We start from the raw sequence: 21,812 nt of genomic DNA on the forward strand, positions 1-21,812 counted from the left end.
CTGGTTCTTCGCTTGTGGTTATCAGAGGCAGTCGGGCGCGTGTGTGTCCCTTCTCTATACGCCCAGTAAATCGTGCAGCACCGGCATCTTGCCTTCGAGCTCGCTAGCCCCGAAATGCTCGACGATCATGCCGTGCTCCATCACATAGAAACGATCCGCGAGCGGCGCGGCGAAGCGGAAGTTCTGCTCGACCATCACGATCGTGTAGCCGCGCGCCTTCAACGTGATGATCATCCGCGCGAGCGCCTGCACGATCACGGGCGCGAGCCCTTCCGAGATTTCGTCGAGCAGCAGCAGATTCGCGCCGGTACGCAGAATTCGCGCGACCGCGAGCATCTGCTGTTCGCCGCCCGAGAGCCGCGTGCCCTGGCTCATGCGCCGCTCGTGCAGATTCGGGAACATCGCGTAGATTTCCTCGAGCGACATCATGTGCGCCTTATCGCCAACGGGCGGCGGCAGCAGCAGATTTTCCTCGCACGACAGGCTCGAAAAAATGCCGCGCTCTTCGGGGCAATAGCCGATGCCGCAATGCGCGATGCGATGCGTGGGCAGGCCGATCGTTTCGCGTCCGCCGATCCGGATCGAGCCGGTTCGGCGGCCCGTCAGGCCCATGATCGCGCGCAGCGTCGTGGTGCGGCCCGCACCATTGCGCCCGAGCAGCGTCACGACCTCGCCCCGGCCGACCGACAGATCGACGCCGTGCAGAATATGGGATTCCCCGTACCAGGCTTGCAGTCCCGCGATTTCCAGCGCGGGCGCGCCGCTTTTTGTTTCGTTCGCTTCGAGGCCTTCGCGCTCGACCGTCGTATTCATGCGTGGGCTCCGGCGAGCGCCGCGTCGGCGCTGCCCATGTAGGCTTGCATCACGAGCGGATTCTTCGACACTTCCGCGTAGCTGCCCTCGGCGAGCACTTCACCCCGTTGCAGCACGGTGATCGTGTCGGAGATACCGGCGATCACATTCATGTTGTGTTCGACCATCAGGATCGTGCGGCCCGCCGATACTTTTTTGATCAACGCGGTCACGCGGTCGACGTCCTCATGACCCATGCCTTGCGTCGGCTCGTCGAGCAGCATCAGTTCCGGCTCCATCGCGAGCGTGGTCGCGATTTCGAGTGCGCGCTTGCGGCCGTAGGCGAGCTCGACCGTCAACACATCGGCGAAATCGGTCAGGCCGACCTGAGTCAGCAGATCCATCGCGCGATCGTTCAGACGCCGCAGCGTACGCTCACTCTTCCAGAAGTGAAACGCGGTGCCGAGCGAGCGCTGCAACCCGATGCGCACGTTCTGCAATGCCGTCAGATGCGGAAATACCGCGGAAATCTGGAACGAACGGATGATGCCGCGCCGCGCGATCTGCGCCGGACGTTCGCCGGTGATATCGACCCCGTTGAAAACTATCTGCCCCGCGGTGGGTTCGAGAAATTTGGTGAGCAGATTGAAGCAGGTGGTCTTGCCCGCTCCATTGGGCCCGATCAGCGCATGGATCGAGCCACGGCGCACACGCAGGTTCACGCCGTTCACGGCGACAAAGCCTTTGAACTCGCGGGTGAGGCCGCGCGTTTCGAGAATCGTATCGCCGAGAATCATGTTCCCTTCCATACGCAGTAAGGCGAAGCACTACGATCTTTCCGCGCGAACTTCTGCGCGACTTGTTATGTTGGCGGCACCCCTTGCCGCTCGTTGGCGTGCTGCACCAATCCGGACGGTGATCCATGGCGCGGCACGCAGCATGGCTGCCATTGTCGCCCCAATGATGCAGCGCATTCATTGGGATTTGCACTTAGTGAACGAGGCCCGCGCCGTGCGCACCTGGCACGCGGTTAGCATGTTTCATGTATGCGGCGGAAAACATAACCGATCCGCTCAGTTTCCATCGCACGTTGAATGTCACACAGGCGACATCGACGCAGCCACACCCATTTGCGCTCCGATGCTGCCGCTCACACGCGCGCGACGATCCTCGCGGATCATGTCGCTCGCGCGTTCGGCGATCATCAGCGTCGGCGAATTGGTGTTGCCCGACGTTATGTTAGGCATCACCGATGCATCGACGACACGCAAGCCCTCAACTCCGATAACCCGTAGCCGGTTGTCGACGACCGCGGCGGGATCGTCGGTCGTGCCCATGCGGCAGGTGCCGACCGGATGGAAGATCGTCGTGCCGACCGCGCCCGCGGCCTGCTGCAATTCTTCTTCACTCTGATACTGCAGGCCCGGCAGAATCTCCCGCGGCTGATAGCGCGCGAGCGCGGGCGCCGCGACGATGCGGCGCGTCAGACGTAGCGCGTTCGCGGCGACGTGGCGGTCATAGTCGGTCGACAGATAGTTCGGCGCGATCAACGGTGGCGCGGAAGAATCGGCCGACGCAATATGAATGCTGCCGCGCGACGTCGGGCGCAGCTGACACACCGACGCCGTGAATGCATTGAAGCGATGCAACGGTTCGCCAAAGCGGTCGAGCGACAAAGGCTGCACGTGATACTCGAGATCGGGTCGCGACAGCGAGCGATCGTCGGCATCGGACTTCGCGAACGCGCCGAGTTGCGACGGCGACATCGACATCGGTCCGCTCTGAAACAACGCGTACTGCATGCCGATCATCAGCTTGCCCCACCAGTGCGCGGACATCGTATTCAACGTGCGCACGCCCTGCACCTGATACGCCATGCGCAGTTGCAGATGGTCCTGCAGATTTTCGCCGACGCCGCGCAGATCCTGAACGATCTCGATGCCGAGATTCTGCAGACGCGCACCATTGCCGACGCCGGACAATTCGAGCAGTTGCGGCGAGTTGACCGCGCCGGCGGAAAGGATCACTTCGCAACGCGCTTTGGCGAGATACTCGACGTCGCCGCCAGAATATTCGACTCCCCTGCAGCGGCGGCCGTCGAACACGACGCGCTGCGTGTGCGCACCGGTAATAACCGTGAGGTTCCCCCGCTTCAACGCGGGCCGCAAAAACGCCTTCGACGCATTCCAGCGAATGCCGCGCTTCTGGTTGACGTCGAAGTAGCCGACGCCGGTATTGTCGCCGCGATTGAAATCGTCGGTGGCGGGAATGCCGGTTTGCTGCGCGGCTTGCGCGAACTCTTCGAGGATCTTCCATTTGAGCCGCTGCTTCTCGACGCGCCAGGGTCCGCCTGCGCCGTGCGCTTCGTTGGCGCCGCCGTGGTGATCCTCGCTGCGCCTGAAGACCGGCAGCACCGCGTTCCATGACCACGTGCTGTCGTTGGTCACACGGGCCCATTCGTCGTAGTCTTCACGCTGACCGCGCATATAGATCATGCCGTTGATCGACGAACTCCCGCCGAGCACACGCCCGCGTGGGTAGGACAGCGCGCGGCCGTTCAGACCCGGCTCTGCCTGAGTCTTGTACAGCCAGTCCGTGCGCGGATTGCCGATGCAATACAGGTAGCCGACCGGCACATGAATCCAGTGATAGTCGTCTTTCCCACCGGCTTCCAGCAGCAGCACGCGGATGTCGGGATCTTCGGTGAGCCGGTTCGCCAGCACGCAGCCCGCAGTGCCCGCACCGACAATGATGTAGTCGAACTCGCCTTCGAGCCGCCGTGCGGCGCGAGGCGTACTGTCGGTATGACCCATCGTTCAGTCTCCTAAGCATTTTTCGCAGCGCAGGCGTGGAAGCTCGATCGCCTCCACGCTTACGCCGCGACGCGCTTTTATTCGCTTTTACTCTTTTGTTCGCGCGTTCGCCGACTTGACGCGGCGCAAAGCCGCCAGCTTATTTAGCGACCGGCATCGTGAATTCCGCGCCCTTCGCAATGCTGTCGGGCCAACGCTGCATGATGCTCTTGTAGCGGGTGTAGAACCGCACGCCTTCCTCGCCGTACGCGTGATGATCGCCGAACAGCGACTTCTTCCAGCCGCCGAACGAATGCCAGGCCATCGGCACCGGAATCGGCACGTTGATGCCGACCATGCCGATCTCGATCTGCCGGGAAAACGCGCGCGCGATGCCGCCGTCGGACGTGAACAGCGACACGCCGTTCGCAAACTGATTCGCGTTGATCAGCTCGACCGCCGAGGCAAAGTCTGGCACGCGCACGACGCACAGCACCGGCCCGAAGATTTCCTCGCGGTAGATCTTCATGTCAGGCGACACGTCGTCGAACAGCGTGCCGCCGAGGAAGAAGCCCTTCTCGTGTCCCACGACCTGATGAGCGCGTCCATCGACGACGAGCTTCGCGCCCGCGGCGACGCCAGCGTCGATATAGCCGACCACCTTGTCGCGATGCGCGCCGGTGACGAGCGGCCCCATCTCGGCCGCCGCTTCCATGCCGTTGAGGATCTTTAGGTTCTTCACGCGCGGCGTCAGACGCTCGATCAGCTCATCGGCGATATGACCCACCGCGACCGCCACCGAAATCGCCATGCAACGCTCGCCGGCCGAACCGTAGGCGGCGCCGATCAGTGCGTCGACGGCCTGATCGAGATCGGCGTCGGGCATCACGACGAGGTGATTCTTGGCCCCGCCCAACGCCTGCACGCGCTTGCCGTGCTTCGTGCCTTCCGTGTAGATGTATTCGGCGATCGGGGTCGAACCGACGAACGACAGCGCGCTCACCTCGGGATGCGCGAGCAGCGCATCCACCGCGACCTTGTCGCCGTGCACGACGTTGAACACGCCGTCCGGCAGGCCCGCTTCCTTGAGAAGTTCGGCGAGCCGGATCGATGCGGACGGATCGCGTTCGGACGGCTTGAGCACGAAGGTGTTGCCGCACGCGAGCGCGACCGGGAACATCCAGCACGGCACCATCATCGGGAAATTGAACGGCGTGATGCCGGCGACCACGCCGAGCGGCTGCCGCAGATTCCAGTTGTCGATGCCGCCGCCGATCTGATCGGTGAAATCAGTTTTCAGCAGATTCGGGATGCCGCACGCGAATTCGACGATCTCGATGCCGCGCATCACTTCGCCCTTGGCGTCGGAAAACACCTTGCCGTGCTCGCGCGTGATCAGTTCCGCGAGTTCGTCGTGATGGCGGTCGAGCAGTTCCTTGAACTTGAACAGCACCCGCGCGCGCTTGATCGGCGCGGTTTCGCTCCAGGCGGGAAACGCGCCTCTGGCCGCGGCAACAGCAGCGTCCACCTCGGCGACGCTCGCGAGCGGCACGCGTGCGCTGACGCTGCCGAGCGCCGGATTGAAGACGTCGCCGAAGCGCCCGCTCGTGCCGTCGACGGTCTTGCCGTTGATGAAATGGCCCAGCGCGTGTGCGCCCGCCGCGCTGCGTGCGGTGTCGTCCTGCGCGGTTGCGTCGGAATATGTCTCGCTCATCTCGTTCCTCTTTGCTGTGAAATCTTCCGCTTCGCGCTCGATACCGCGCGCCGAAGCATGCCCAACGCTCAGCGTACGGCGTCCACGAGCGACAAATCCAATGAGTAATGCTCAACTGCGCTATAAGCCGCGCTAATATCAGGATATGGATCTGACTCTGCTTAGGGCTTTCGTCACCGTCGCACGCGAGGGCAACCTCACGCGTGCCGCGGTGCAACTGCACCTGACCCAACCCGCCGTCAGCCTGCAAGTCAAACACTTGCAGGAGACGCTGGGCGTGACGCTGTTCACGCGGACTTCCCACGGGCTCGCGCTGACGCGCGACGGCCAGGCGCTGCTGCCGCACGCTGAACGCGCGCTGGGCGCGGCAGCCGACGTACAGCGCGCGGCGCAATCGCTGCGCCAGGAAGTGCGCGGGCGCCTGCGCATCGGCACCATTCTCGACCCCGAGTTTTTGCGTCTCGGCGGCTTCCTGAAGCAGCTCGTCGAGACCTGGCCGCAGATCGAAACCGCGCTGCGCCACGGCATGTCGGGCTGGGTGCGCGAACAGATTCGCGCAGGCGAACTCGACGTCGGCTATTACATCGGCCTGCCCTCCGACGACGACACCCGCGACGGCGCCACGTTTCACGCGGTCACGCTCACCCACTTCCAGTATCGCGTGCTCGCTCCTGCGGGCTGGAAAGATCGCGTGAAGGGTGCGCGGGACTGGTGCTCGCTCGCGGCGCTGCCGTGGATCTGGACGCCGCCGGCGTCCGCGCACAACCGGCTGCTGTCGCGCTGTTTCGGCGAGGCGGGCGTGAAACCGGTCAAGGTGGCAGAAGTTGACCAGGAGCCGTCGATGCTCGATCTGGTCAAGTCGGGCGTCGGTCTCACGCTCGCGCGCGACGCAACCGCAATCGCCGAGGCGCATGCGCACGCGCTGACGATCGTCGATGGCATCACCGTGCCGACGCAGCTGAGCTTCATCACGCTCGACGAGCGCAAAGACGAGCCGGCGATCGCGGCGGCCTTGAAGCTGATCGAACAGCAGTGGACGATCTGAGCGAGGACGGTCTGACGCGCTGCGATATGAGTCCCGCTAATGCCCGCCCTTCTCCCACCTACCGCCCGGGCTGAAACCACTTCGTCACGGAGTTTTTGCTAGATTGTCGGTTTGCGCTCGCGCAGCGCCCTCGTATCGCTTTCCGTTCCTTCGTCCTTCCCGGCGGCTTCTCCCCGGCAACACCAGCAGCAGCCCCCGGAACCCGTCGATCACTCCGGCCATTTACAGGAGCCCACATGGCACGCAACATCGAAATCAAAGCCCGCGCCCAGCATTTCGACCAACTTCGCGAGCGCGCCGCGCAGCTCGCGACGGACGCGCCGCTGATCTTTCGCCAGCAGGACTTTTTTTACGACGTGCCGCGCGGCCGCCTGAAGCTGCGCCAGTTCGACGACGGCACGCCAGCCGAGTTGATCTTCTACCAGCGCGACGACCGCGACGGCCCGAAGGCGTCGTACTACACGCGCAGTCCGGTCACGAATCCCGAAGCGATGCATGCGCTGCTCGCGACCGCGCTGACCACCCGCGGCATCGTCTCGAAAGAGCGTCACGTGTATCTGAGCGGGCGCACTCGGATTCATCTCGATCGCGTCGACGGTCTCGGCGATTTCATCGAACTCGAAGTGGTGCTCGCGCAGGACGACGACGAAGAAGGCGGCCACGCCGAAGCGGAAGCGCTGTTCAAGAGCCTCGGCGTATCCGAAGCGGATCTGGTGCCGGTCGCGTATGTCGATCTGCTGAATGCCGACGACGAGCCTAAGCGAGCAGCATAAAGATCGCGTTTCTGTAGGGGCCGCGGCGCGACTCGCGCGGCTCCCTCTTCCTGCCCTCGACACCGCCGGCAACCGCCTCAAACCTTCAAACCGGTGCCGCCCCCGGCGCCAGATGCCCCAGCGGCAACGGCCCGTTGCGTTTGAACGTGGTCAGCACGATATTCGAGCGCACGCTATCGACACCCGGCACGCGCATCAGCTTCTTCATCACGAAAGTCGACAGGTAATTCAGATCGGGCGCGACGATGCGCAGCAGATAGTCCGCATCGCCGACGACCGCGTGACATTCCAGCACTTCGGGCAGCACGTCGATCTGCTGCTGAAACTGCTCGATGATCGAATCGCCGTGATGCTTCAGCTTCAGGCTCGTGAAAGCGGTGACGCCGAGGCCGAGCTTTTCGGGCCGCAGCACGACGCGATAGCCATCCACCACGCCGACCTGTTCCAGCCGCTGCAGGCGTCGCCCGATCTGCGACGGCGACAGCGGCACCTGCTCTGCCAGTTGCTGATGCGTGGCGCGGCCAAAGCGCTGCAGCACGTCGAGCAGCGCGAGATCGAAGTGGTCGAGTTCAAGCATGGTGATATCCCGCATCAATTGGCCAGTTAATGCACAATTATGGCATACGTCTGCGTTTTCACGCCCATCTTGCGCCCCTTCCGCATCCGCTCCGCTCTACACTCGCATACATCGATTTCCTGCGCTTTCCTCTGTTAAAGCTTCGTTATGTCCGCCGCCAGCACCGCCAAACTCAAAGAACAGTTCGACGCATGTCTCGAGACCCACGCCGACTTTACGATCGACCAGCCGCTCGAGCGCTACGGCACGGTCGACCATGCGGTCTGGCAACAGTTGTACGCGCGCCAAACGGCCTTGCTCGAAGGCCGTGCCTGCGATGAATTCCTCGCGGGCGTCGAACGTATCGGCCTGCCGTCCGAGCGCGTGCCGTCTTTCGACGACGTCAACGCGAAGCTCACGCCCGCAACCGGCTGGCGCCTCGTCGCCGTGCCCGGCCTCGTGCCGGATCAGGTGTTTTTCGAGCACCTGGCGAATCGCCGCTTTCCAGTCACGTGGTGGATGCGCCGCCCCGACCAGCTCGACTATCTGCAGGAGCCCGACTGCTTTCACGATCTGTTCGGCCATGTGCCGCTATTGATCAACCCGGTGTTTGCTGACTACATGCACGCGTACGGCCGCGCCGCGCTCGCTGCCAACGAAGCGGGCGCACTGCCGCTGCTCGCGCGGCTCTATTGGTACACAGTGGAGTTCGGGCTGATCCGCGATGCCGCGAGTCCGAACGGCGTGAAGATCTACGGTGCCGGCATCGTCTCGAGCAAGGCCGAGACAGTATACAGCCAGCAAAGCGCTGCGCCGAACCGGCTTGGCTTCGCGCTGGAACGGGTGATGAGCACGCGTTATCGCATCGATACGTTCCAGCAAACCTACTTCGTCATCGATGACTTCGCGCAACTGTTCCGCGTCGCACAATCCGACTTCGCGCCGCTGCTGACGAAGCTCGCCAATGCACCGGCCTACGCAGCGGGCGACGTACTCGATGGCGACCGCGTGATCTCGCGCGGAACCCGCGAGGGATGGCAAACCAGCGGCGACGTTTGAACGCCAAGCCGCCTTAGACCGACCCGCCCTCGCCCGGCGCGCGGCGAGCGTTGCGCAACCGTGAAAAAATAACGGTTTCGCCCGCCCGCCGGCGAGCGTGTTTGACCAACGAGGTAACACCATGATTCAGAAGCTGACTTCCGCCGAGCGCACCCAGCAACTGGCGAAACTGCCTCGCTGGGAAAGCGTGGCGCAGCGTGACGCGATTCGCCGCACCTTTGAATTCGCCGACTTCAACGAGGCGTTCGGCTTCATGACACGCGTGGCGATCAAGGCGCAGGAAATGGATCATCACCCGGAGTGGTTCAACGTGTACAACAAGGTCGATATCACGCTCTCCACCCATGAAGCGAACGGCGTGACCGAACGCGACATCGCGCTCGCGACATTCATCGACAGTGTTACTACGTAATACAAATAATTACGGGCCCTGACGCGCGTTTATATACAACTCGCCGCGTAATCGGTCCACAATGAAAGGACAATGCAGGCAATACCCTGGGCAAACCTTCAGTTCTACAGGCTATTCTTAAGTTGAACGTAAGCTTCCCAGGCCTGCCTTGCAATCGGGTCAAAACGATCGAGTGATAGCGACTGCTGACGCTGTACAATCAGCAGCGCATACGGCTTGGAGAGCGCGCTTGCCTCCTTGCACAGAACGTGTTCGTCGCCGCTCGAAGGTGAGCGGGCGCGCCAGAAGTTGATCGCGGCTTCCAGTTCGTGAATGCTGATCTCGGACATGACTTCGTGATGACTGGCACGGCGCTTCGAGTCGGCTCGACAGCTGCTTCGTGGGGCCTCTGCCGCCGCGTCGCACGCTGGCTGTGTTGCAGGCGCCCCGGCGAACCGCTTGCCAAAACGCCTAAACCCATTGTACTTGAGCGAAATCCATGCGACTCCTTCTGATCGAAGATGACCGCCCCATCGCACGCGGCATCCAAAGCAGTCTCGAACAAGCCGGCTTCACCGTCGACATGGTCCATGACGGCATCTTTGCCGAACAGGCCCTCACGCAAAACCGCCACGAACTCGTGATCCTCGATCTGGGTCTGCCGGGCATCGACGGCATGACACTGCTGTCGCGTTTCCGCCAGAGCAACCGTCACACGCCGGTGATCATCCTGACCGCGCGCGACGAACTGAACGACCGCGTGCAAGGCCTGAACTCGGGCGCGGACGACTACATGCTGAAACCGTTCGAACCGGCTGAGCTCGAAGCGCGTATTCGCGCGGTGATGCGCCGCAGCGGTCCGCACGGCGACATGCCGCGTCCGGAAGTGTCACTGGGCGGTGTGCGGCTGTCGGGCGTCGACCGCCGCATCTTCAACGACGACAAACCGCTCGAACTGTCGCCGCGCGAATTCGCAGTGCTCGAAATGCTGCTGCTGCGTCATGGCCGCGTCGTCAGCAAGGCGCAACTGCAGGATCACCTGACGCACTTCGGCGGCGATCTCGGCGATACCGCGATCGAAGTCTACGTGCACCGTGTGCGCAAGAAGCTCGAAAACTGCCGTGTCGAAATCGTCACCGTGCGTGGCTTTGGCTATCTGTTGCAGGAAATCCGCCAGGCCGCATGACCGTCGTGAAGGCCGCGCATTGCGTCGCGGCCTAACGGCGCCGCGCCGGCGCCGCGCATCGGCTGTGCCCGCTGCGCGTCGGGCCGGACCCCGGACTGTCTCAAGGCGCTTCGCGCCGTTGCTACCGCAGTTTCCACCGCAGTCACAACTTTCCCGCGCCTACGATCATGCACCAGCCGGCCGCCAATAGTCTGCGCCGCACGCTGCTGCGGCGCCTCGCTGCTCCCCTGTCGTTGCTCGCGCTGATGAGCGGCCTGATCGCCTACTGGCTCGCCTGGCAGTACACGCAGCACGTGGTCGATCGTTCGCTCGCGGACCTCGCGACCGCGATCTCCAAACAGATCCAGATTGCCGGACCGGAAGCGCCGATCACGGTGCCGCCGCTCGCGCAAGCGATGTTCTCCGACCCGGTCGAACATCTGGTCTACCGGATCAGCACCGGTGACAGCGAAATCGCCGGCGACCATAATCTGCCGCTGCAAGGCACCAACGTGCGCCGCATGCATTACGCGTACGTATTCGAGACGCAGCACGAAGGCGTGACCGTGCGGGTCGCTCAGGTGCGCGTCGACCAGCCGAGCGGCAATCCGATCGTCGTCGAAGTCGGGCAGCCCGTGCATCACCGCTACCGCATCGCCGCGGAGTTCCTGATCGCGATCATGATGCCGTTGCTGCTGCTGCTGCTCGCCGGCTGGGTGATCGTGTGGCGCGTCGTCAATCAGCAGCTCAATCCGCTGACCGCGCTCGCCGATTCGCTGAACCGGCAAACGCACACGTCGCTCGAGCCGGTCGACGAAACCTATGTGCCGGTCGAGATCCGTCCGCTGACCGGCGCGCTGAACGCGCTGCTCGATCGTCTGAAAGCCGCCCTCGATGCGCAACGCAAATTCATCGCCGATGCCGCGCATCAGCTGCGCACGCCGCTCACCGCGGTGAAGCTGCATGCGGAGCAGGCGGTCGTCGCGCGTGATCCGCAGCAGACGCTCGCCGCCGTGCACGAACTGCGCGCCGCGGCCGATCGCGCGGTGCGGCTGTCGAATCAATTGCTGTCGCTCGCGCGCGCCGAGCCGGGCGAACAGGCGGCCCGCTTCGTCAATGTCGACATGGCCGCGCTCGCCTTCGACACGGGCGCCGAATGGGTGCCGCGCGCGCTAGCGGTACACGTGGACCTCGGCTTCCAGCGCCTCGACGATCCGTCGAACGACGACCCGTTGATGGCGCGCGGCAACCCGGTACTGCTGCACGAAGTGATCGCAAATCTGCTCGATAACGCGCTGAAATATGTGCCACCTTCGCGGGCCGACGGCGGACGCATCACGGTGACGGTTTCGCAGACCCTGATCGACGATCTGCGCATGGCCGAGATCATCGTCGAAGACAACGGGCCTGGCGTGCCGCGTTCGCAGCAGGCGGACCTGTTCAAGCGGTTCTTCCGCGGCGACGGGCAGGCCGAGGCGGGGGTCGACAGCGGCGCGGGTCTGGGCCTTGCGATCGTCCACGACATCATGGTGCTGCATCACGGCAGCGTGCATTACGAGGACGCGCCGGAGGGTGGCGCACGCTTTATCGTGCGGATTCCGTTGCTGCCGCCCAGTGCGTCGGCAGACGCAGCCACCGCCAGCGATGCCAACGAGCGACGCGCCACGAAAAAACCGGCGCACTCGGCGCCGGTCGATTTGTAGAAGGTTTGCCGGGCTGCCGCGGCAGCGTTCGCCTTGGCGCTTCGATCAGCGCAGACAGCTAACGCCGCGCGCCGGCGCGTGGCTCATTTCTGGCTCATTTCTTCTTCGATTTCTTCGCAGATTTGCTGGACTTTTCCGGCTTGTCGGCGCCTTTTGCCGACTTGCCGCCGCCCTTGCCCTTTTGCGGCGGCGCCAGCATCGTGCCGCGGCACTTACGCGCGCCGCAACGGCATTCGTATTCCTTTTTCAGCTTCTTCGTCTGCCGCGCGTCGATCACGAGGCCATAGTCGTAAAAGACTTCCTCGCCCTCCGCAATATCGCGCAGCGCATGCACGTACACGTGTCCGTCGATTTCCTCGGCTTCGCAGTTCGGCGCGCATGAATGATTGATCCAGCGCGCGCTATTGCCGTTCACCTTGCCGTCGATAACCTTGCCGTTATCCAGCGCGAAATAAAACGTGTGATTCGGTTCAGCCGGATTATGCGGATGACGGCGCAACGCTTCTTTCCAGGTAATCCGCTCGCCCTTGTATTCGATCAGTCGTTCGCCCGCCGCGATCGGTTCGAGAGCAAACACGCCTTTGCCGTGCACACCCGAACGGCGCACGGCGATCCTGCGTGAATTCATTGAATGAATCCTTGTGAAGAACTGGAGAATCAAGTCTGGCAATCGTCAGGCGCGTCTCGCGCGCGGCTTTTTCTGACGCGAATAGCAAACGCGGCGCCCTGCGAGCGCCGCGTCGACTTGCGACGCGCATCGCGCCACAACCGGCATCCTACACGCTGTGGACGGCTTCCTTCAACCGTCAGCCGATGCGTGTGTTCAACGTGCGACGAGCGTCACCGTTGACCGAACGTAATGTCGCCGAACAGCGCTTTCTGGTCGCGCGGCTGTGAACGCCAGTACTGCGGCGGCGCTTCGACGGTCGCGCCGAGGTTGGCGGCGGCATGCCACGGCCAGCGCGGGTTATAGAGCAGCGCGCGAGCCAGCGCGATCAGGTCGGCATCGCCCGCTTCGATCAGCTGCTCGGCGTGCAGCGGATCGGTGATGAGCCCGACGCCGATCGTCGCCAGACCGGTTGCGTGCTTGACCGCCTTCGCGAACGGAATCTGATAGCCCGGCTCCAGCGGGATTTTCTGCAGCGGCGACACACCGCCCGACGACACGTCGATCCAGTCGCAGCCGCGCCTTTCCAGCTCGTGCGCAAACGCGATCGTGTCTTCCAGCGTCCAGCCGCCTTCGACCCAGTCGGTCGCCGACACGCGCACGCCGACCGGTTTGTCGGCAGGGAATGCGGCCCGCACGATGTCGAAGATTTCGAGCGGGAAACGCATGCGGTTTTCCAGCGAGCCGCCATAGTCGTCGGTCCGCTGATTCGCGATCGGCGACAGGAACTGATGCAGCAGATAGCCATGCGCGGCATGCACTTCGAGCGCATCGATGCCGAGACGCGCGGCGCGCCGCGCGGACGCGGCGAACGCCTCGCGAATCCGGTGCAGGCCGGCGACATCGAGCGCAAGCGGCGGCTCCTCGCCCGGCTTGTGCGGCAGCGCCGACGGCGCATGCGGCAGCCACCCGCCTTGCGACACCGGAATCAGCTGGCCGCCTTCCCACGGCACATGGCTCGATGCCTTGCGCCCCGCATGTGCCAGTTGCATCGTCACGTTGATGTGCGAATGCTTGCGGATCGCGGCCAGCACCGGCACGAGCGCCTCTTCGGTCGCGTCGTCCCACAAACCGAGATCGCCGGGGGTGATGCGGCCATCCGGCTCGACGGCGGTCGCTTCGATGCACAGCATGCCCGCGCCGGACAGCGCGAGACCGCCGAGGTGAATCATGTGCCATGCGCTCGCTTCGCCGCGTTCGGCGGAGTACTGGCACATCGGGGAGACGACGATACGGTTGGGAAGCGTCACGCTACGCAGCGTGAGCGGAGAAAAAAGCGCGCTCATGGATTACGTCCAGTGAAAGCCCGAGAGCGATCGAGCATAGCACCGCGCGCGGTTTGCTGCAGAAACGGGGGCACCTCGCTGGCCACTCACGTCGCCATTCGGCGAGCCATTCAGACTTTCGTCTCGACCTGATCGAGCCATTCGCCGAACATGCGGCACCCGGCGGCTTCGAGCGCGGGACCGTATCGTGCGGTGTCGGCGCGCAACTGACGCGCGTCGATGCCGTGACTCGACAGTTCATTGGCATTGCCAATCAGCCAAGGTTCGAACCGATCGGTGCGGATCTCAGGATGACACTGCAAGCCCAGCACGTGATCTCCCCATGCGAAGGCTTGATTCTCGCAGGCCGGAGTCGATGCCAGACGGGTCGCGTTGGCGGGCAGATCGAAGGTGTCGCCGTGCCAGTGCAGCATCGACGTATGAGCGCCATCGAGATGACGCAGTGGCGAGGCGCGGCCCGCATCGGTCAGCGTAAGCGGTGCCCAGCCCAGTTCGGCCTGAGCCGCGGGGTAGACGCGCGCACCGAGCGCCCGGGCGATCAGCTGTGCGCCAAGGCAGATACCAAGTGTCGGCAAACCGGCCGCGATGCGCTTCTCGATCAACGACAGCAGCGGCGCGAGCGTGGGATACAGCGCGTCGTCGGTGGCACTGATGGGGCCGCCCAGCACGACCATCAGCGACGCGGCAACCGGATTGGGGGCCTCGATACGGGCGACGCCGACATCGAGATAGCGGACCGGACGCCCGCGCTCGCCGAGCACGAGCTCGAGACTGCCCAGATCCTCGAAGTGCACATGGCGGATGGCGAGTACTTCCCGATTCATCGGCCTGCCCTATCTTCAGGTTGACTAACGACTTACCGCCAACGACTTTGTCCTTGCACGGCACCAGCCGGCAAGCAGACGGCGTACACCGCCCGCCTTGGCCGGCCAGGTCATGTTAGCGGATTGTTCCGGAAGACGCCGGTTATTGGGCGAAGATCTTCCAGGTCTTCTTCTGGGTGGCGACGTCCGCCGTTTCGTGCACGGAGCAGTCGAGACGCACATCGGTATCCGACATGTTCAGGTCGAGCAGCGCGCAGTGATGCGGCGTCTTCTTCGGATTCTTGCTTGCCTGGAAATGCGTGCAGCTCAGGCACATGCGATGCGACGGAATCGTGTTTTGCGCTTCGAGCTGATAGATGGTCTTGAGCAGCGTGCGATAGAACACCGACTGTTCGTCCTCGCGCAGCGTGCCGACCGCCTTGGACAGGAAGTCCGGCCATTGCGCCGCGCGTTTGGCAGCGGTGCGGCCACGCGAGGTCAGGCGTACCGCGAGCGCGCGACCGTCGTCAAGTGCGCGACGCTTTTCGACGAGACCCTTGGTCTCGAGCGTGCTGACCGCATCGCTAGTGGTCGCGGCGGTCAGCGCCGTTTCGCGCGCGATCTCGCCGAGACGCATCGGCCCCTTGCGTTGCATCAACAGCACGAGGATTTCGCCCTGGGTCGGCGTCAGGCCCGCGCCTTCCGCCCATTCCCAAGCCTGGCTTCGCATCGCCGTGCTCAATCGCAAGAGGCTGTGGGTCACTCGCCCGTTTGCCTGTTCTCCGTATACGCCTTCGCTCATAATCTTCGATTCGTTTATTTACCGCTGGGGTGCGATGCCGGCCGTTGTCTGCCGGGGTACGCCCGTTGCGTGTGTGGGTAGCTTCGTCCAACCGCAGATGAAGCCGTTTGTACTATCTCAAAAATACACCGCCTTGGAAGCCGAAGGCGGCAAAAAAACGACATTCTATGCGAGACCTGCAAATCGTACAGCTAACTTATCCAGCGCGAGCTGTGGATAAGCAGGGGAAAACGTTTGGACAGCCTGTGTACCGTTTTGCAACAAGCACTTGCAGCGTGTCGAGCGTTTCCTCGGTTGCGCCTGCCAGGCGTGGCCGGAGCGTCTTTTATCGACCCGGTTATCAATTCCCCAGAGCATTGACTTTGCAGGTATTTATTCAGTTGTCCACAGACTTCGGCAACGCCTGCTCACTGCTCCTAGGCTGGTATACGTAAACTTTCGACAAACCTGAAGGGTTGCGCGGACGAAAAGTCCTAAAAATTTTTTTACGAAAAAAAACCCGCGCATGGCGGGTTTTCGTCCGAACGTCGCGTACCTAGACGCACGCAAACGCTTTCATGAGGTCTTCGCGACTAGGCGCGCCACTGCAAACACTGCTGCCGGACCGCTTCGTGCAAGGACTTTTCCTGCGCAAACACGCTGCGCAGCCACGTCGCGTCGTTGACCTGGCCACGCGCGATCGCGCCGACTTCGGCCAGCGCATTGACCGAGCCGAGCGCTTCCGCATGCGATCCGATCTGTTCGAGCGTTTCGAGGATATCTTCGGAAATCGTCTTTCGTTCACCGGTTTGCGGATTGATGCAGGTGCCGCCGAGTCCGAAACGGCAGGCTTCGAAACGGTTGAACGTGTAGACCAGATAGTCGTCTTCCTGCGGCGTGATGGGCTTGTCGAGCAGCAGATGGCGAGCCAGCGTCTGGATGTAGCAGGCGATCGCCGCGGCGCGATCCACCGAAAACGGCGTATCCATCACTCGAACCTCGATCGTGCCGAACCCCGGCTTCGGACGGATATCCCAGTAGAAATCCTTCATGCTGTTGACCACGCCCGTGTGGACCATCTTCGAGAAATACTCCTCGAAGCTGTCCCACGTCAGCACGAACGGCGCGCGGCCCGACAGCGGAAAGGCGAACACGGAATTCAGTCGTGCCGAATGAAATCCGGTATCGACACCCTGTACGAAAGGCGACGACGCGGACAGCGCAATGAAATGCGGGATGAAGCGCGACATCGAATGCAGCAGATACAGCGCGCTGTTCGGATTCGGGCAACCGATGTGCACGTGCTGGCCGAACACCGTGAACTGCTTCGCGAGATAGCCGTACAGCTCGGAAAGATACTGAAAGCGCGGCGTATCGACGATCTGCCGCTCGCTCCATTGCTGGAAGGGATGCGTTCCGCCGCCGCACAGACCGACGTTCAGATGGTCGGCCGCGGATACCAGCGTGTCACGAATCTTGCGCAGATCGGCGACCGCCTGTTCGTGCGACGTGCAGATGCCGGTCGACAGCTCGATCATGCTTTCGGTGATTTCCGGCGTGATATTGCCGGGGATTTTTTCATCCTTGATAAGGCGCAGCAGATCCGTGCCGGCTTTGGTCAGATCATAGTCGTGCGTATTGACGATCTGCATTTCGAGCTCGATACCGAAGGTGAACGGTTTCGAATCGATGAAGGGTTCGAGTGACATGGCGTCCCCTGAGTCAGGTCGTTTGAGGCGAAGGTTTTGAAAAGTCGGGTTCGTGAAACGCGCCTGGCAGACCACGCGCGTTTCACGCTCACCCCTCGCGCCGCTCGGCGACGAGCGCGAGGCTGCGATAGACGAGCCACGGCCCGAGGATCTGCAGCACGAAAATCGAACACATGACGATCGCGCGCAGTTGCGGATCGAAGCTCGGATACAGGTTGTACGTGTCGTCGACAAGCAGGTACGCGAGCGCCGACATCGGTGACAACGACAGGCCGAGTGCGATGCCCTGCTTCAGGTTCAGGCCGCTCGGCTTCGCGAAAGCCAGCACGCCGACCAGTTTCGCGACGAGGCGAGCAACGATCAGGCCCAGCGCCGCGACCCCGCCCAACGCGATGTGCCTCCATTCGAACGACGTCAGCGTCAGCACGAACAGAATCACCGTCAGCAGCCAGCCCGCGGTGCCGAAATGCTGCGGCCACAACTGCGGACGCGCTTCGTGATTCTTCACGATGATGCCCGCGGCGAGCAGCGCGAGAATCGTCGATAGCTTGAACAGATGCGCGACCGCGATCGCGAGCAGTACGAGACCGAACAGCGCGACGAACGAATGCTCGTCGTGCATGTTCAGGCGCCGATAGAAGAACGTGCAGGTGCGCGCGAGCAGATATGCGAGCACGAGCGAGCCGACCAGCAGGTACAACGGCTGCAGGATCGTTGCGAACACGTTGCCGTATACCTCCTGATGCAGCCAGCTCGATACGAGCTTTTCGATCACGACCGCGTACATGCTGTTCAGCGCGGTCAAGGTCAGAAGACGCTGCGTGACCTGGCCTTCGGCGCGCAGTTCGGTCTTGAGCTGGATCACCATCGCGGGCGATGTCGCCATCGCGATCGCAGCGAGTACGGTCGCGACCATCAGCGGCACGTGCAGGAATAGCAGCACCGGCAGCACCAGCACGAAAGTCAGCGTGGCTTCGGCGACGCTCGACAGAATCAGCCACGGATTACGGCGGATCCAGCGCAGATCGAGCCGGCTGCCCAGTTCGAACAGCAACAGGCCTAGCGCGACGTCGAGCAGCGGCCGCGCGGCGCTCGCGGAATCAGCATCGATCACGCCAAAGCCGGCCCCGCCCGCTATGAGGCCGATCACCGCATAGCCGGAAATGCGCGGTAAGCGCCACGCGCGAAAGCAAAGCTCTCCGCACAGACCAGCGACAAGCAATGCGAGACCTGCCCAAAAAATGGCGTCGGGTGAAAGCGGCCACGCTGGCAGAAACGAAAACGCCGAATTCATCGTAATGGGTTCTCCTTGGCAGCAACGGCAGACGACACGAACCGGCGCACACGCACGCCGTGGCACGAGCGAACCGAGAGCGCTCGTTGTCGCAAGCGCTTCGCGAGGTCAGCGTTGCGAGGTTTCAATGATCGGATGATCGGAATGCGCCGCGGCCGCAAAAAACCGCACGGAGTCGGGCACATTCACGGGATGCGGCAGTAGCAACAGGCACGGTGAAGGAACGCCGTCGACCTTGAATCAGATTCTGTTTGACCGGCACCGTTCCATTGCTGCGCGTGCCGTCAGATGCGGTGGCACGACGCGGAAAAGAACCGGGATTGTGCCATAGCTTGTTCCGCGTTAACCGAAAAGACGTTAACTCGCTGGCAAAACGGTAAAAAAGTACGTTATTTTTATATTGAACGGAAAAAGCGACCTTTTTTCGAGGTATCGCGTCAATTTCGACAACGTCGCGAACGGCGAATCCGCTCCCCGTGCGTTACGTTCGCGCGTGTGACTTTGGTGTGCGGTTTCGTCCGCGTTTTTTGGTGCTCTCCCCCGGGTTAACGGAGCGCATCGAGTGATCCGTTTCCGCGAGCTCGAACGAAATCTTCTAGCCCGACAGGCGGGGCGTTAGCTCCCGTCTTTGCTGTTTACTGGTTTACCGTATGTATACGTAGTAACAGTTAACAAGCTGCCTCGTTTTCTGTGGATAACCCGTGTTTACCGAAATGAATCATCGAGTTGTCGGCCGCATAACCGGATGTACAGCGTGTGCGGCGGCGGCCGGTATACGCGAGCAACTTTTCGGACTTTTTCGCGATGTCCCAGTTACCCCGTTTACGTCCACAACGGCTCCACACGACTTGCGCCGGTTAACTGCGCGGTTATCCACAGGGTGCGGTGGATAAGCGGGCGTGTCGGTTAACGTGGTTTACAGCGCGGGCGGAGTTAACCTGCCGGGCGTTAACGCCGCAATGGTCGAAGCCGGTTAACCGATCGTCCCCTGCCGCAACGACCGCAGCAGAAAACGTGCGGGGTCGATGTCTTCGGCGAGACCGCGTTCGAGCGGCCACGGTTCGCCTTCGATCTGTGACGCGATCAATTCGGCTCCGAGCGCGGCCCATACCAGCCCGCGAGAACCATAAGCGAATGCGCCGTATAGACCGTCGACGCGCGGCAGATCGAGCGGCCATGCGCCGCGCAGGCGAGCTGCATCTCGTGCGGCAGCGGCTTCGTCGGCGAACTGGCCGATCATCGGCATGCGGTCCGAGGTCACGCAGCGAAACGCAACGCGTCCGCTGAGCGAGGTCAGCGACGCGTCATCGAGCGCGCTTGCGAACGATGGCAGCATCTGCGCGACGCGCTCGAGATTCTCGCGATGACCATCCGCGCGCAGCGACGTGTCGTGGTCGTCTAGTTCATAGGTCGCGCCTGTCAGCGTGACGCCGTTCGCGAGTGGCACGGCATAGCCCTCGCCGATCACCGGCAGCGCAAGCGCTGCGACGGTGCCCGCCGGCAGCAAGCTCAACTGGCCGCGAATGCTACGGGTCGGCGCATGACGCAAGCCAGCGATGCGCGCAGCTTCATGGGCGCCGGCGACGATTACGACCGGCGCTCGCGCGACCTCCTTTCCCTCGATATCGAAGACGGTCCACTGATCGCCGCAACGTTCGAGCCGCGCGACGTCGACGCCGAAGCGTCGTTCGAGCAAGCCGCCTGCCGATGCGAATTGCGCCGCGCAAAGAGAGGCGGGATCGATCCAGCCGCCGCGCGGAAAGAACCAGCCGCCACGCGCGAGCGGCATGCCGGCGAGTTGTGCTGCATCGGCCGCGGAGACCGGCGTCACGTAGTCGGACGGATAGCGAAACGTGGCGATAGCGTCGCCGATCGCGCGCGCTTCGTCGTCGTCCGCGGCGATCTGCAGCAGGCCACGATCGCCGCGGACCAGTCGATGCCCTGCATCTTCGAGTGCGGTCCAACGATTGAGCGCGTATAGAAAGCCCGCTCGCGTGACGCGCGACGCAACGCTGTCGTCGCGCGAAATCATTGGGTGAAATACGCCGGCCGGATTGCCTGACGCATCCTGTGCAACCGACCCATGCCGCTCGAGCGATGTCACGCGCCACCCGCGTGCCGCAAGCCGCTCGATCACTGCGCAGCCGGCCAGCCCCGCACCGATCACGACAGCGTGTCGTTCATCGTGCCCGTACGGCGCGGGCGGTTCATAACGACGCACACGCCAGCGCGGCGCGAAGCGGCCGACCAGCATCGCGCGTTTCCAGCCGAAGCCGTCGACCTTGCGATACTCGAAGCCGCATTGCGTCAACGCGCGTTTGACGTCGCCTGCGCTGCTATAGGTGGAGAAGGTCGCGTCATCGCCGGCGACCCGCGCGAGCGCCTTGAAGATCGCCGGGCTCCACAGCTCGGGATTTTTCGCGGGCGCGAAACCGTCGAGATAAAACGCATCGGCACGCAGCCGCAATGCGGGCAGGCTCTCGAGCGCATCGGCGAAGATCAACGTCAGCACGACGCGGCCGCCTTCGAATTCCAGCCGGTGCGTACCGGGCACAAGCATCGGCCATGCGTTCGCGAGCGTGTCCGCGAGTTGGGCGATCAGCGGATCGGAGATCGTCGATGCGTGGACGCGGCGCAGATCGGCGGCGCTAAACGGATGCTTCTCGGTCGACACGAAATGCAGCCGCTCGCAGCGTGCCGGATCGGCGCGCCACGCGGCCCAGGTGACGAGAAAGTTGATGCCGATGCCAAAGCCGGTCTCGAGGACGGTGAAGGTTCGACGGCTCTGCCATCTTTCGGGCAATTCGTTGCCGCGCAAAAAGACGTAGTGAGCCTGCTCGAGCGCGCCGACGGCGCTGTGATAGATGTCGTCGTAGTGCGGTGAGAAGGGGCTGCCGTTGTCGCGGAAAGCGAGGACGGCGGGGATCAACGGATCGGTCATGCGCGACGGGAAAACACGCTCAAAAGATCGCTCGAAAGAGCGGGTTCGATGGTTGGAGTCGGCGCGCGCCGCGCGCGAGTCGCCGCAAAAGACCCATCAGGACGCTTTCAGACGCTTTGCTGCGTTGGCAAAAACCAACGCTAACCCCCGCCAGGACTGGGTTTCAGCCCTCGTTTAGGGGTGTTGAGGGGCGAATTTTCGATTTCCTTGCAAGAACGGTCCGAAAACCGTGCAATTCCTCGAAACCCTTATCCTGATTGGGTTTGCGCTGCGCTATCATAGCAAGCGCCGCGAAGGGAGCGGCAGCACGGCCGCCGAACAGTGTCCTGTCCGGCGTGGGA

General features: G+C 62.9%; 19 protein-coding genes. 6 read left to right on the forward strand and 13 right to left on the reverse strand.

Annotated features, from left to right (window positions below; all coding sequences use genetic code 11):
• Positions 1 to 54 precede the first annotated feature (54 nt).
• From ACLFKU_RS27825 to ACLFKU_RS27840, 4 genes are all read right to left on the reverse strand, one after another.
• Positions 55 to 813 carry an ABC transporter ATP-binding protein gene (locus ACLFKU_RS27825; RefSeq protein WP_368584863.1) on the reverse strand — a complete coding sequence of 253 codons (759 nt, stop codon included), beginning with the start codon at positions 811 to 813 and terminating at the stop codon, positions 55 to 57.
• Positions 810 to 1,589 carry an ABC transporter ATP-binding protein gene (locus ACLFKU_RS27830; protein ID WP_018418872.1) on the reverse strand — a complete coding sequence of 260 codons (780 nt, stop codon included), beginning with the start codon at positions 1,587 to 1,589 and terminating at the stop codon, positions 810 to 812. The genes ACLFKU_RS27825 and ACLFKU_RS27830 overlap by 4 nt, the downstream gene beginning before the upstream one ends.
• 300 nt (positions 1,590 to 1,889) lie before the next feature.
• The gene (locus ACLFKU_RS27835) at positions 1,890 to 3,605 is read right to left on the reverse strand and encodes a GMC family oxidoreductase (protein WP_410851207.1); all 1,716 of its coding nucleotides are present in this window, start codon (positions 3,603 to 3,605) and stop codon (positions 1,890 to 1,892) included.
• A gap of 139 nt (positions 3,606 to 3,744) precedes the next feature.
• Positions 3,745 to 5,298, reverse strand: coding sequence for a CoA-acylating methylmalonate-semialdehyde dehydrogenase (locus ACLFKU_RS27840; protein ID WP_410851208.1), 1,554 nt, complete (start codon positions 5,296 to 5,298; stop codon positions 3,745 to 3,747).
• Positions 5,299 to 5,443: 145 nt separating this feature from the next.
• Between ACLFKU_RS27840 and ACLFKU_RS27845 the strand changes: the two genes are divergently transcribed.
• Both ACLFKU_RS27845 and ACLFKU_RS27850 read left to right on the forward strand, forming a co-directional pair.
• A complete protein-coding gene (locus ACLFKU_RS27845) occupies positions 5,444 to 6,343 on the forward strand; it encodes a LysR family transcriptional regulator (protein WP_410851209.1) in 900 nt (299 codons plus the stop codon).
• A 236-nt stretch (positions 6,344 to 6,579) separates the two neighbouring features.
• Positions 6,580 to 7,116 carry a class IV adenylate cyclase gene (locus ACLFKU_RS27850; protein ID WP_410851210.1) on the forward strand — a complete coding sequence of 179 codons (537 nt, stop codon included), beginning with the start codon at positions 6,580 to 6,582 and terminating at the stop codon, positions 7,114 to 7,116.
• A gap of 85 nt (positions 7,117 to 7,201) precedes the next feature.
• Here the strand turns inward: ACLFKU_RS27850 and ACLFKU_RS27855 are convergent, their stop codons facing one another.
• Complete coding sequence (locus ACLFKU_RS27855; protein WP_013090976.1) at positions 7,202 to 7,693, reverse strand: Lrp/AsnC family transcriptional regulator; 492 nt, start codon at positions 7,691 to 7,693, stop codon at positions 7,202 to 7,204.
• A gap of 147 nt (positions 7,694 to 7,840) precedes the next feature.
• Between ACLFKU_RS27855 and phhA the strand changes: the two genes are divergently transcribed.
• Positions 7,841 to 8,731 carry a phenylalanine 4-monooxygenase gene (phhA, locus tag ACLFKU_RS27860; RefSeq protein WP_410851211.1) on the forward strand — a complete coding sequence of 297 codons (891 nt, stop codon included), beginning with the start codon at positions 7,841 to 7,843 and terminating at the stop codon, positions 8,729 to 8,731.
• A gap of 97 nt (positions 8,732 to 8,828) precedes the next feature.
• Complete coding sequence (locus ACLFKU_RS27865; RefSeq protein WP_368584857.1) at positions 8,829 to 9,143, forward strand: 4a-hydroxytetrahydrobiopterin dehydratase; 315 nt, start codon at positions 8,829 to 8,831, stop codon at positions 9,141 to 9,143.
• 104 nt (positions 9,144 to 9,247) lie between these two features.
• On the opposite strand, the gene ACLFKU_RS27870 is transcribed toward ACLFKU_RS27865, so the two are convergent.
• Complete coding sequence (locus ACLFKU_RS27870; protein ID WP_013090979.1) at positions 9,248 to 9,472, reverse strand: DUF3717 domain-containing protein; 225 nt, start codon at positions 9,470 to 9,472, stop codon at positions 9,248 to 9,250.
• Positions 9,473 to 9,621: 149 nt separating this feature from the next.
• On the opposite strand from ACLFKU_RS27870, the gene ACLFKU_RS27875 reads away from it, so the two are divergent.
• Both ACLFKU_RS27875 and ACLFKU_RS27880 read left to right on the forward strand, forming a co-directional pair.
• Positions 9,622 to 10,308, forward strand: coding sequence for a response regulator transcription factor (locus ACLFKU_RS27875; RefSeq protein WP_013090980.1), 687 nt, complete (start codon positions 9,622 to 9,624; stop codon positions 10,306 to 10,308).
• A gap of 167 nt (positions 10,309 to 10,475) precedes the next feature.
• Positions 10,476 to 11,990, forward strand: coding sequence for a sensor histidine kinase (locus tag ACLFKU_RS27880; RefSeq protein ID WP_410851212.1), 1,515 nt, complete (start codon positions 10,476 to 10,478; stop codon positions 11,988 to 11,990).
• 94 nt (positions 11,991 to 12,084) lie between these two features.
• On the opposite strand, the gene ACLFKU_RS27885 is transcribed toward ACLFKU_RS27880, so the two are convergent.
• The 7 genes from ACLFKU_RS27885 to mnmC form a co-directional block, all read right to left on the reverse strand.
• A complete protein-coding gene (locus ACLFKU_RS27885) occupies positions 12,085 to 12,618 on the reverse strand; it encodes an SET domain-containing protein (protein WP_368584854.1) in 534 nt (177 codons plus the stop codon).
• A 212-nt stretch (positions 12,619 to 12,830) separates the two neighbouring features.
• Entirely contained in the window at positions 12,831 to 13,943 is a 1,113-nt protein-coding gene (locus tag ACLFKU_RS27890; RefSeq protein ID WP_368584853.1) for an NADH:flavin oxidoreductase/NADH oxidase, read from the reverse strand.
• 110 nt (positions 13,944 to 14,053) lie between these two features.
• Positions 14,054 to 14,767, reverse strand: a complete 714-nt coding sequence (locus tag ACLFKU_RS27895) for a glutamine amidotransferase (RefSeq protein WP_368584852.1) — start codon at positions 14,765 to 14,767, stop codon at positions 14,054 to 14,056.
• Between the two features lie 142 nt (positions 14,768 to 14,909).
• A complete protein-coding gene (locus tag ACLFKU_RS27900; RefSeq protein ID WP_176109905.1) occupies positions 14,910 to 15,548 on the reverse strand; it encodes a MarR family winged helix-turn-helix transcriptional regulator in 639 nt (212 codons plus the stop codon).
• 572 nt (positions 15,549 to 16,120) lie between these two features.
• The gene (locus ACLFKU_RS27905) at positions 16,121 to 17,236 is read right to left on the reverse strand and encodes a YbdK family carboxylate-amine ligase (RefSeq protein WP_368584851.1); all 1,116 of its coding nucleotides are present in this window, start codon (positions 17,234 to 17,236) and stop codon (positions 16,121 to 16,123) included.
• Between the two features lie 88 nt (positions 17,237 to 17,324).
• Entirely contained in the window at positions 17,325 to 18,530 is a 1,206-nt protein-coding gene (locus tag ACLFKU_RS27910) for a cation:proton antiporter (protein ID WP_368584850.1), read from the reverse strand.
• 973 nt (positions 18,531 to 19,503) lie between these two features.
• Complete coding sequence (gene mnmC, locus ACLFKU_RS27915) at positions 19,504 to 21,471, reverse strand: bifunctional tRNA (5-methylaminomethyl-2-thiouridine)(34)-methyltransferase MnmD/FAD-dependent 5-carboxymethylaminomethyl-2-thiouridine(34) oxidoreductase MnmC (RefSeq protein ID WP_410851213.1); 1,968 nt, start codon at positions 21,469 to 21,471, stop codon at positions 19,504 to 19,506.
• Between the last annotated feature and the right edge of the window lie 341 nt (positions 21,472 to 21,812).

The sequence above is a fragment of the Paraburkholderia sp. EG304 genome, from assembly GCF_046543485.1.
Taxonomy (GTDB): domain Bacteria; phylum Pseudomonadota; class Gammaproteobacteria; order Burkholderiales; family Burkholderiaceae; genus Paraburkholderia; species Paraburkholderia youngii.

What these genes read in the sequence shown, in the direction of transcription:
- ACLFKU_RS27825 (WP_368584863.1), bottom strand. Translation starts at nt 813, where the DNA reads ATGAATACGACGGTCGAGCGCGAAGGCCTCGAAGCGAACGAAACAAAA.
- ACLFKU_RS27830 (WP_018418872.1), bottom strand. Translation starts at nt 1,589, where the DNA reads ATGATTCTCGGCGATACGATTCTCGAAACGCGCGGCCTCACCCGCGAG.
- ACLFKU_RS27835 (WP_410851207.1), bottom strand. Translation starts at nt 3,605, where the DNA reads ATGGGTCATACCGACAGTACGCCTCGCGCCGCACGGCGGCTCGAAGGC.
- ACLFKU_RS27840 (WP_410851208.1), bottom strand. Translation starts at nt 5,298, where the DNA reads ATGAGCGAGACATATTCCGACGCAACCGCGCAGGACGACACCGCACGC.
- ACLFKU_RS27845 (WP_410851209.1), top strand. Translation starts at nt 5,444, where the DNA reads ATGGATCTGACTCTGCTTAGGGCTTTCGTCACCGTCGCACGCGAGGGC.
- ACLFKU_RS27850 (WP_410851210.1), top strand. Translation starts at nt 6,580, where the DNA reads ATGGCACGCAACATCGAAATCAAAGCCCGCGCCCAGCATTTCGACCAA.
- ACLFKU_RS27855 (WP_013090976.1), bottom strand. Translation starts at nt 7,693, where the DNA reads ATGCTTGAACTCGACCACTTCGATCTCGCGCTGCTCGACGTGCTGCAG.
- phhA (WP_410851211.1), top strand. Translation starts at nt 7,841, where the DNA reads ATGTCCGCCGCCAGCACCGCCAAACTCAAAGAACAGTTCGACGCATGT.
- ACLFKU_RS27870 (WP_013090979.1), bottom strand. Translation starts at nt 9,472, where the DNA reads ATGTCCGAGATCAGCATTCACGAACTGGAAGCCGCGATCAACTTCTGG.
- ACLFKU_RS27875 (WP_013090980.1), top strand. Translation starts at nt 9,622, where the DNA reads ATGCGACTCCTTCTGATCGAAGATGACCGCCCCATCGCACGCGGCATC.
- ACLFKU_RS27880 (WP_410851212.1), top strand. Translation starts at nt 10,476, where the DNA reads ATGCACCAGCCGGCCGCCAATAGTCTGCGCCGCACGCTGCTGCGGCGC.
- ACLFKU_RS27885 (WP_368584854.1), bottom strand. Translation starts at nt 12,618, where the DNA reads ATGAATTCACGCAGGATCGCCGTGCGCCGTTCGGGTGTGCACGGCAAA.
- ACLFKU_RS27890 (WP_368584853.1), bottom strand. Translation starts at nt 13,943, where the DNA reads ATGAGCGCGCTTTTTTCTCCGCTCACGCTGCGTAGCGTGACGCTTCCC.
- ACLFKU_RS27895 (WP_368584852.1), bottom strand. Translation starts at nt 14,767, where the DNA reads ATGAATCGGGAAGTACTCGCCATCCGCCATGTGCACTTCGAGGATCTG.
- ACLFKU_RS27900 (WP_176109905.1), bottom strand. Translation starts at nt 15,548, where the DNA reads ATGAGCGAAGGCGTATACGGAGAACAGGCAAACGGGCGAGTGACCCAC.
- ACLFKU_RS27905 (WP_368584851.1), bottom strand. Translation starts at nt 17,236, where the DNA reads ATGTCACTCGAACCCTTCATCGATTCGAAACCGTTCACCTTCGGTATC.
- ACLFKU_RS27910 (WP_368584850.1), bottom strand. Translation starts at nt 18,530, where the DNA reads ATGAATTCGGCGTTTTCGTTTCTGCCAGCGTGGCCGCTTTCACCCGAC.
- mnmC (WP_410851213.1), bottom strand. Translation starts at nt 21,471, where the DNA reads ATGACCGATCCGTTGATCCCCGCCGTCCTCGCTTTCCGCGACAACGGC.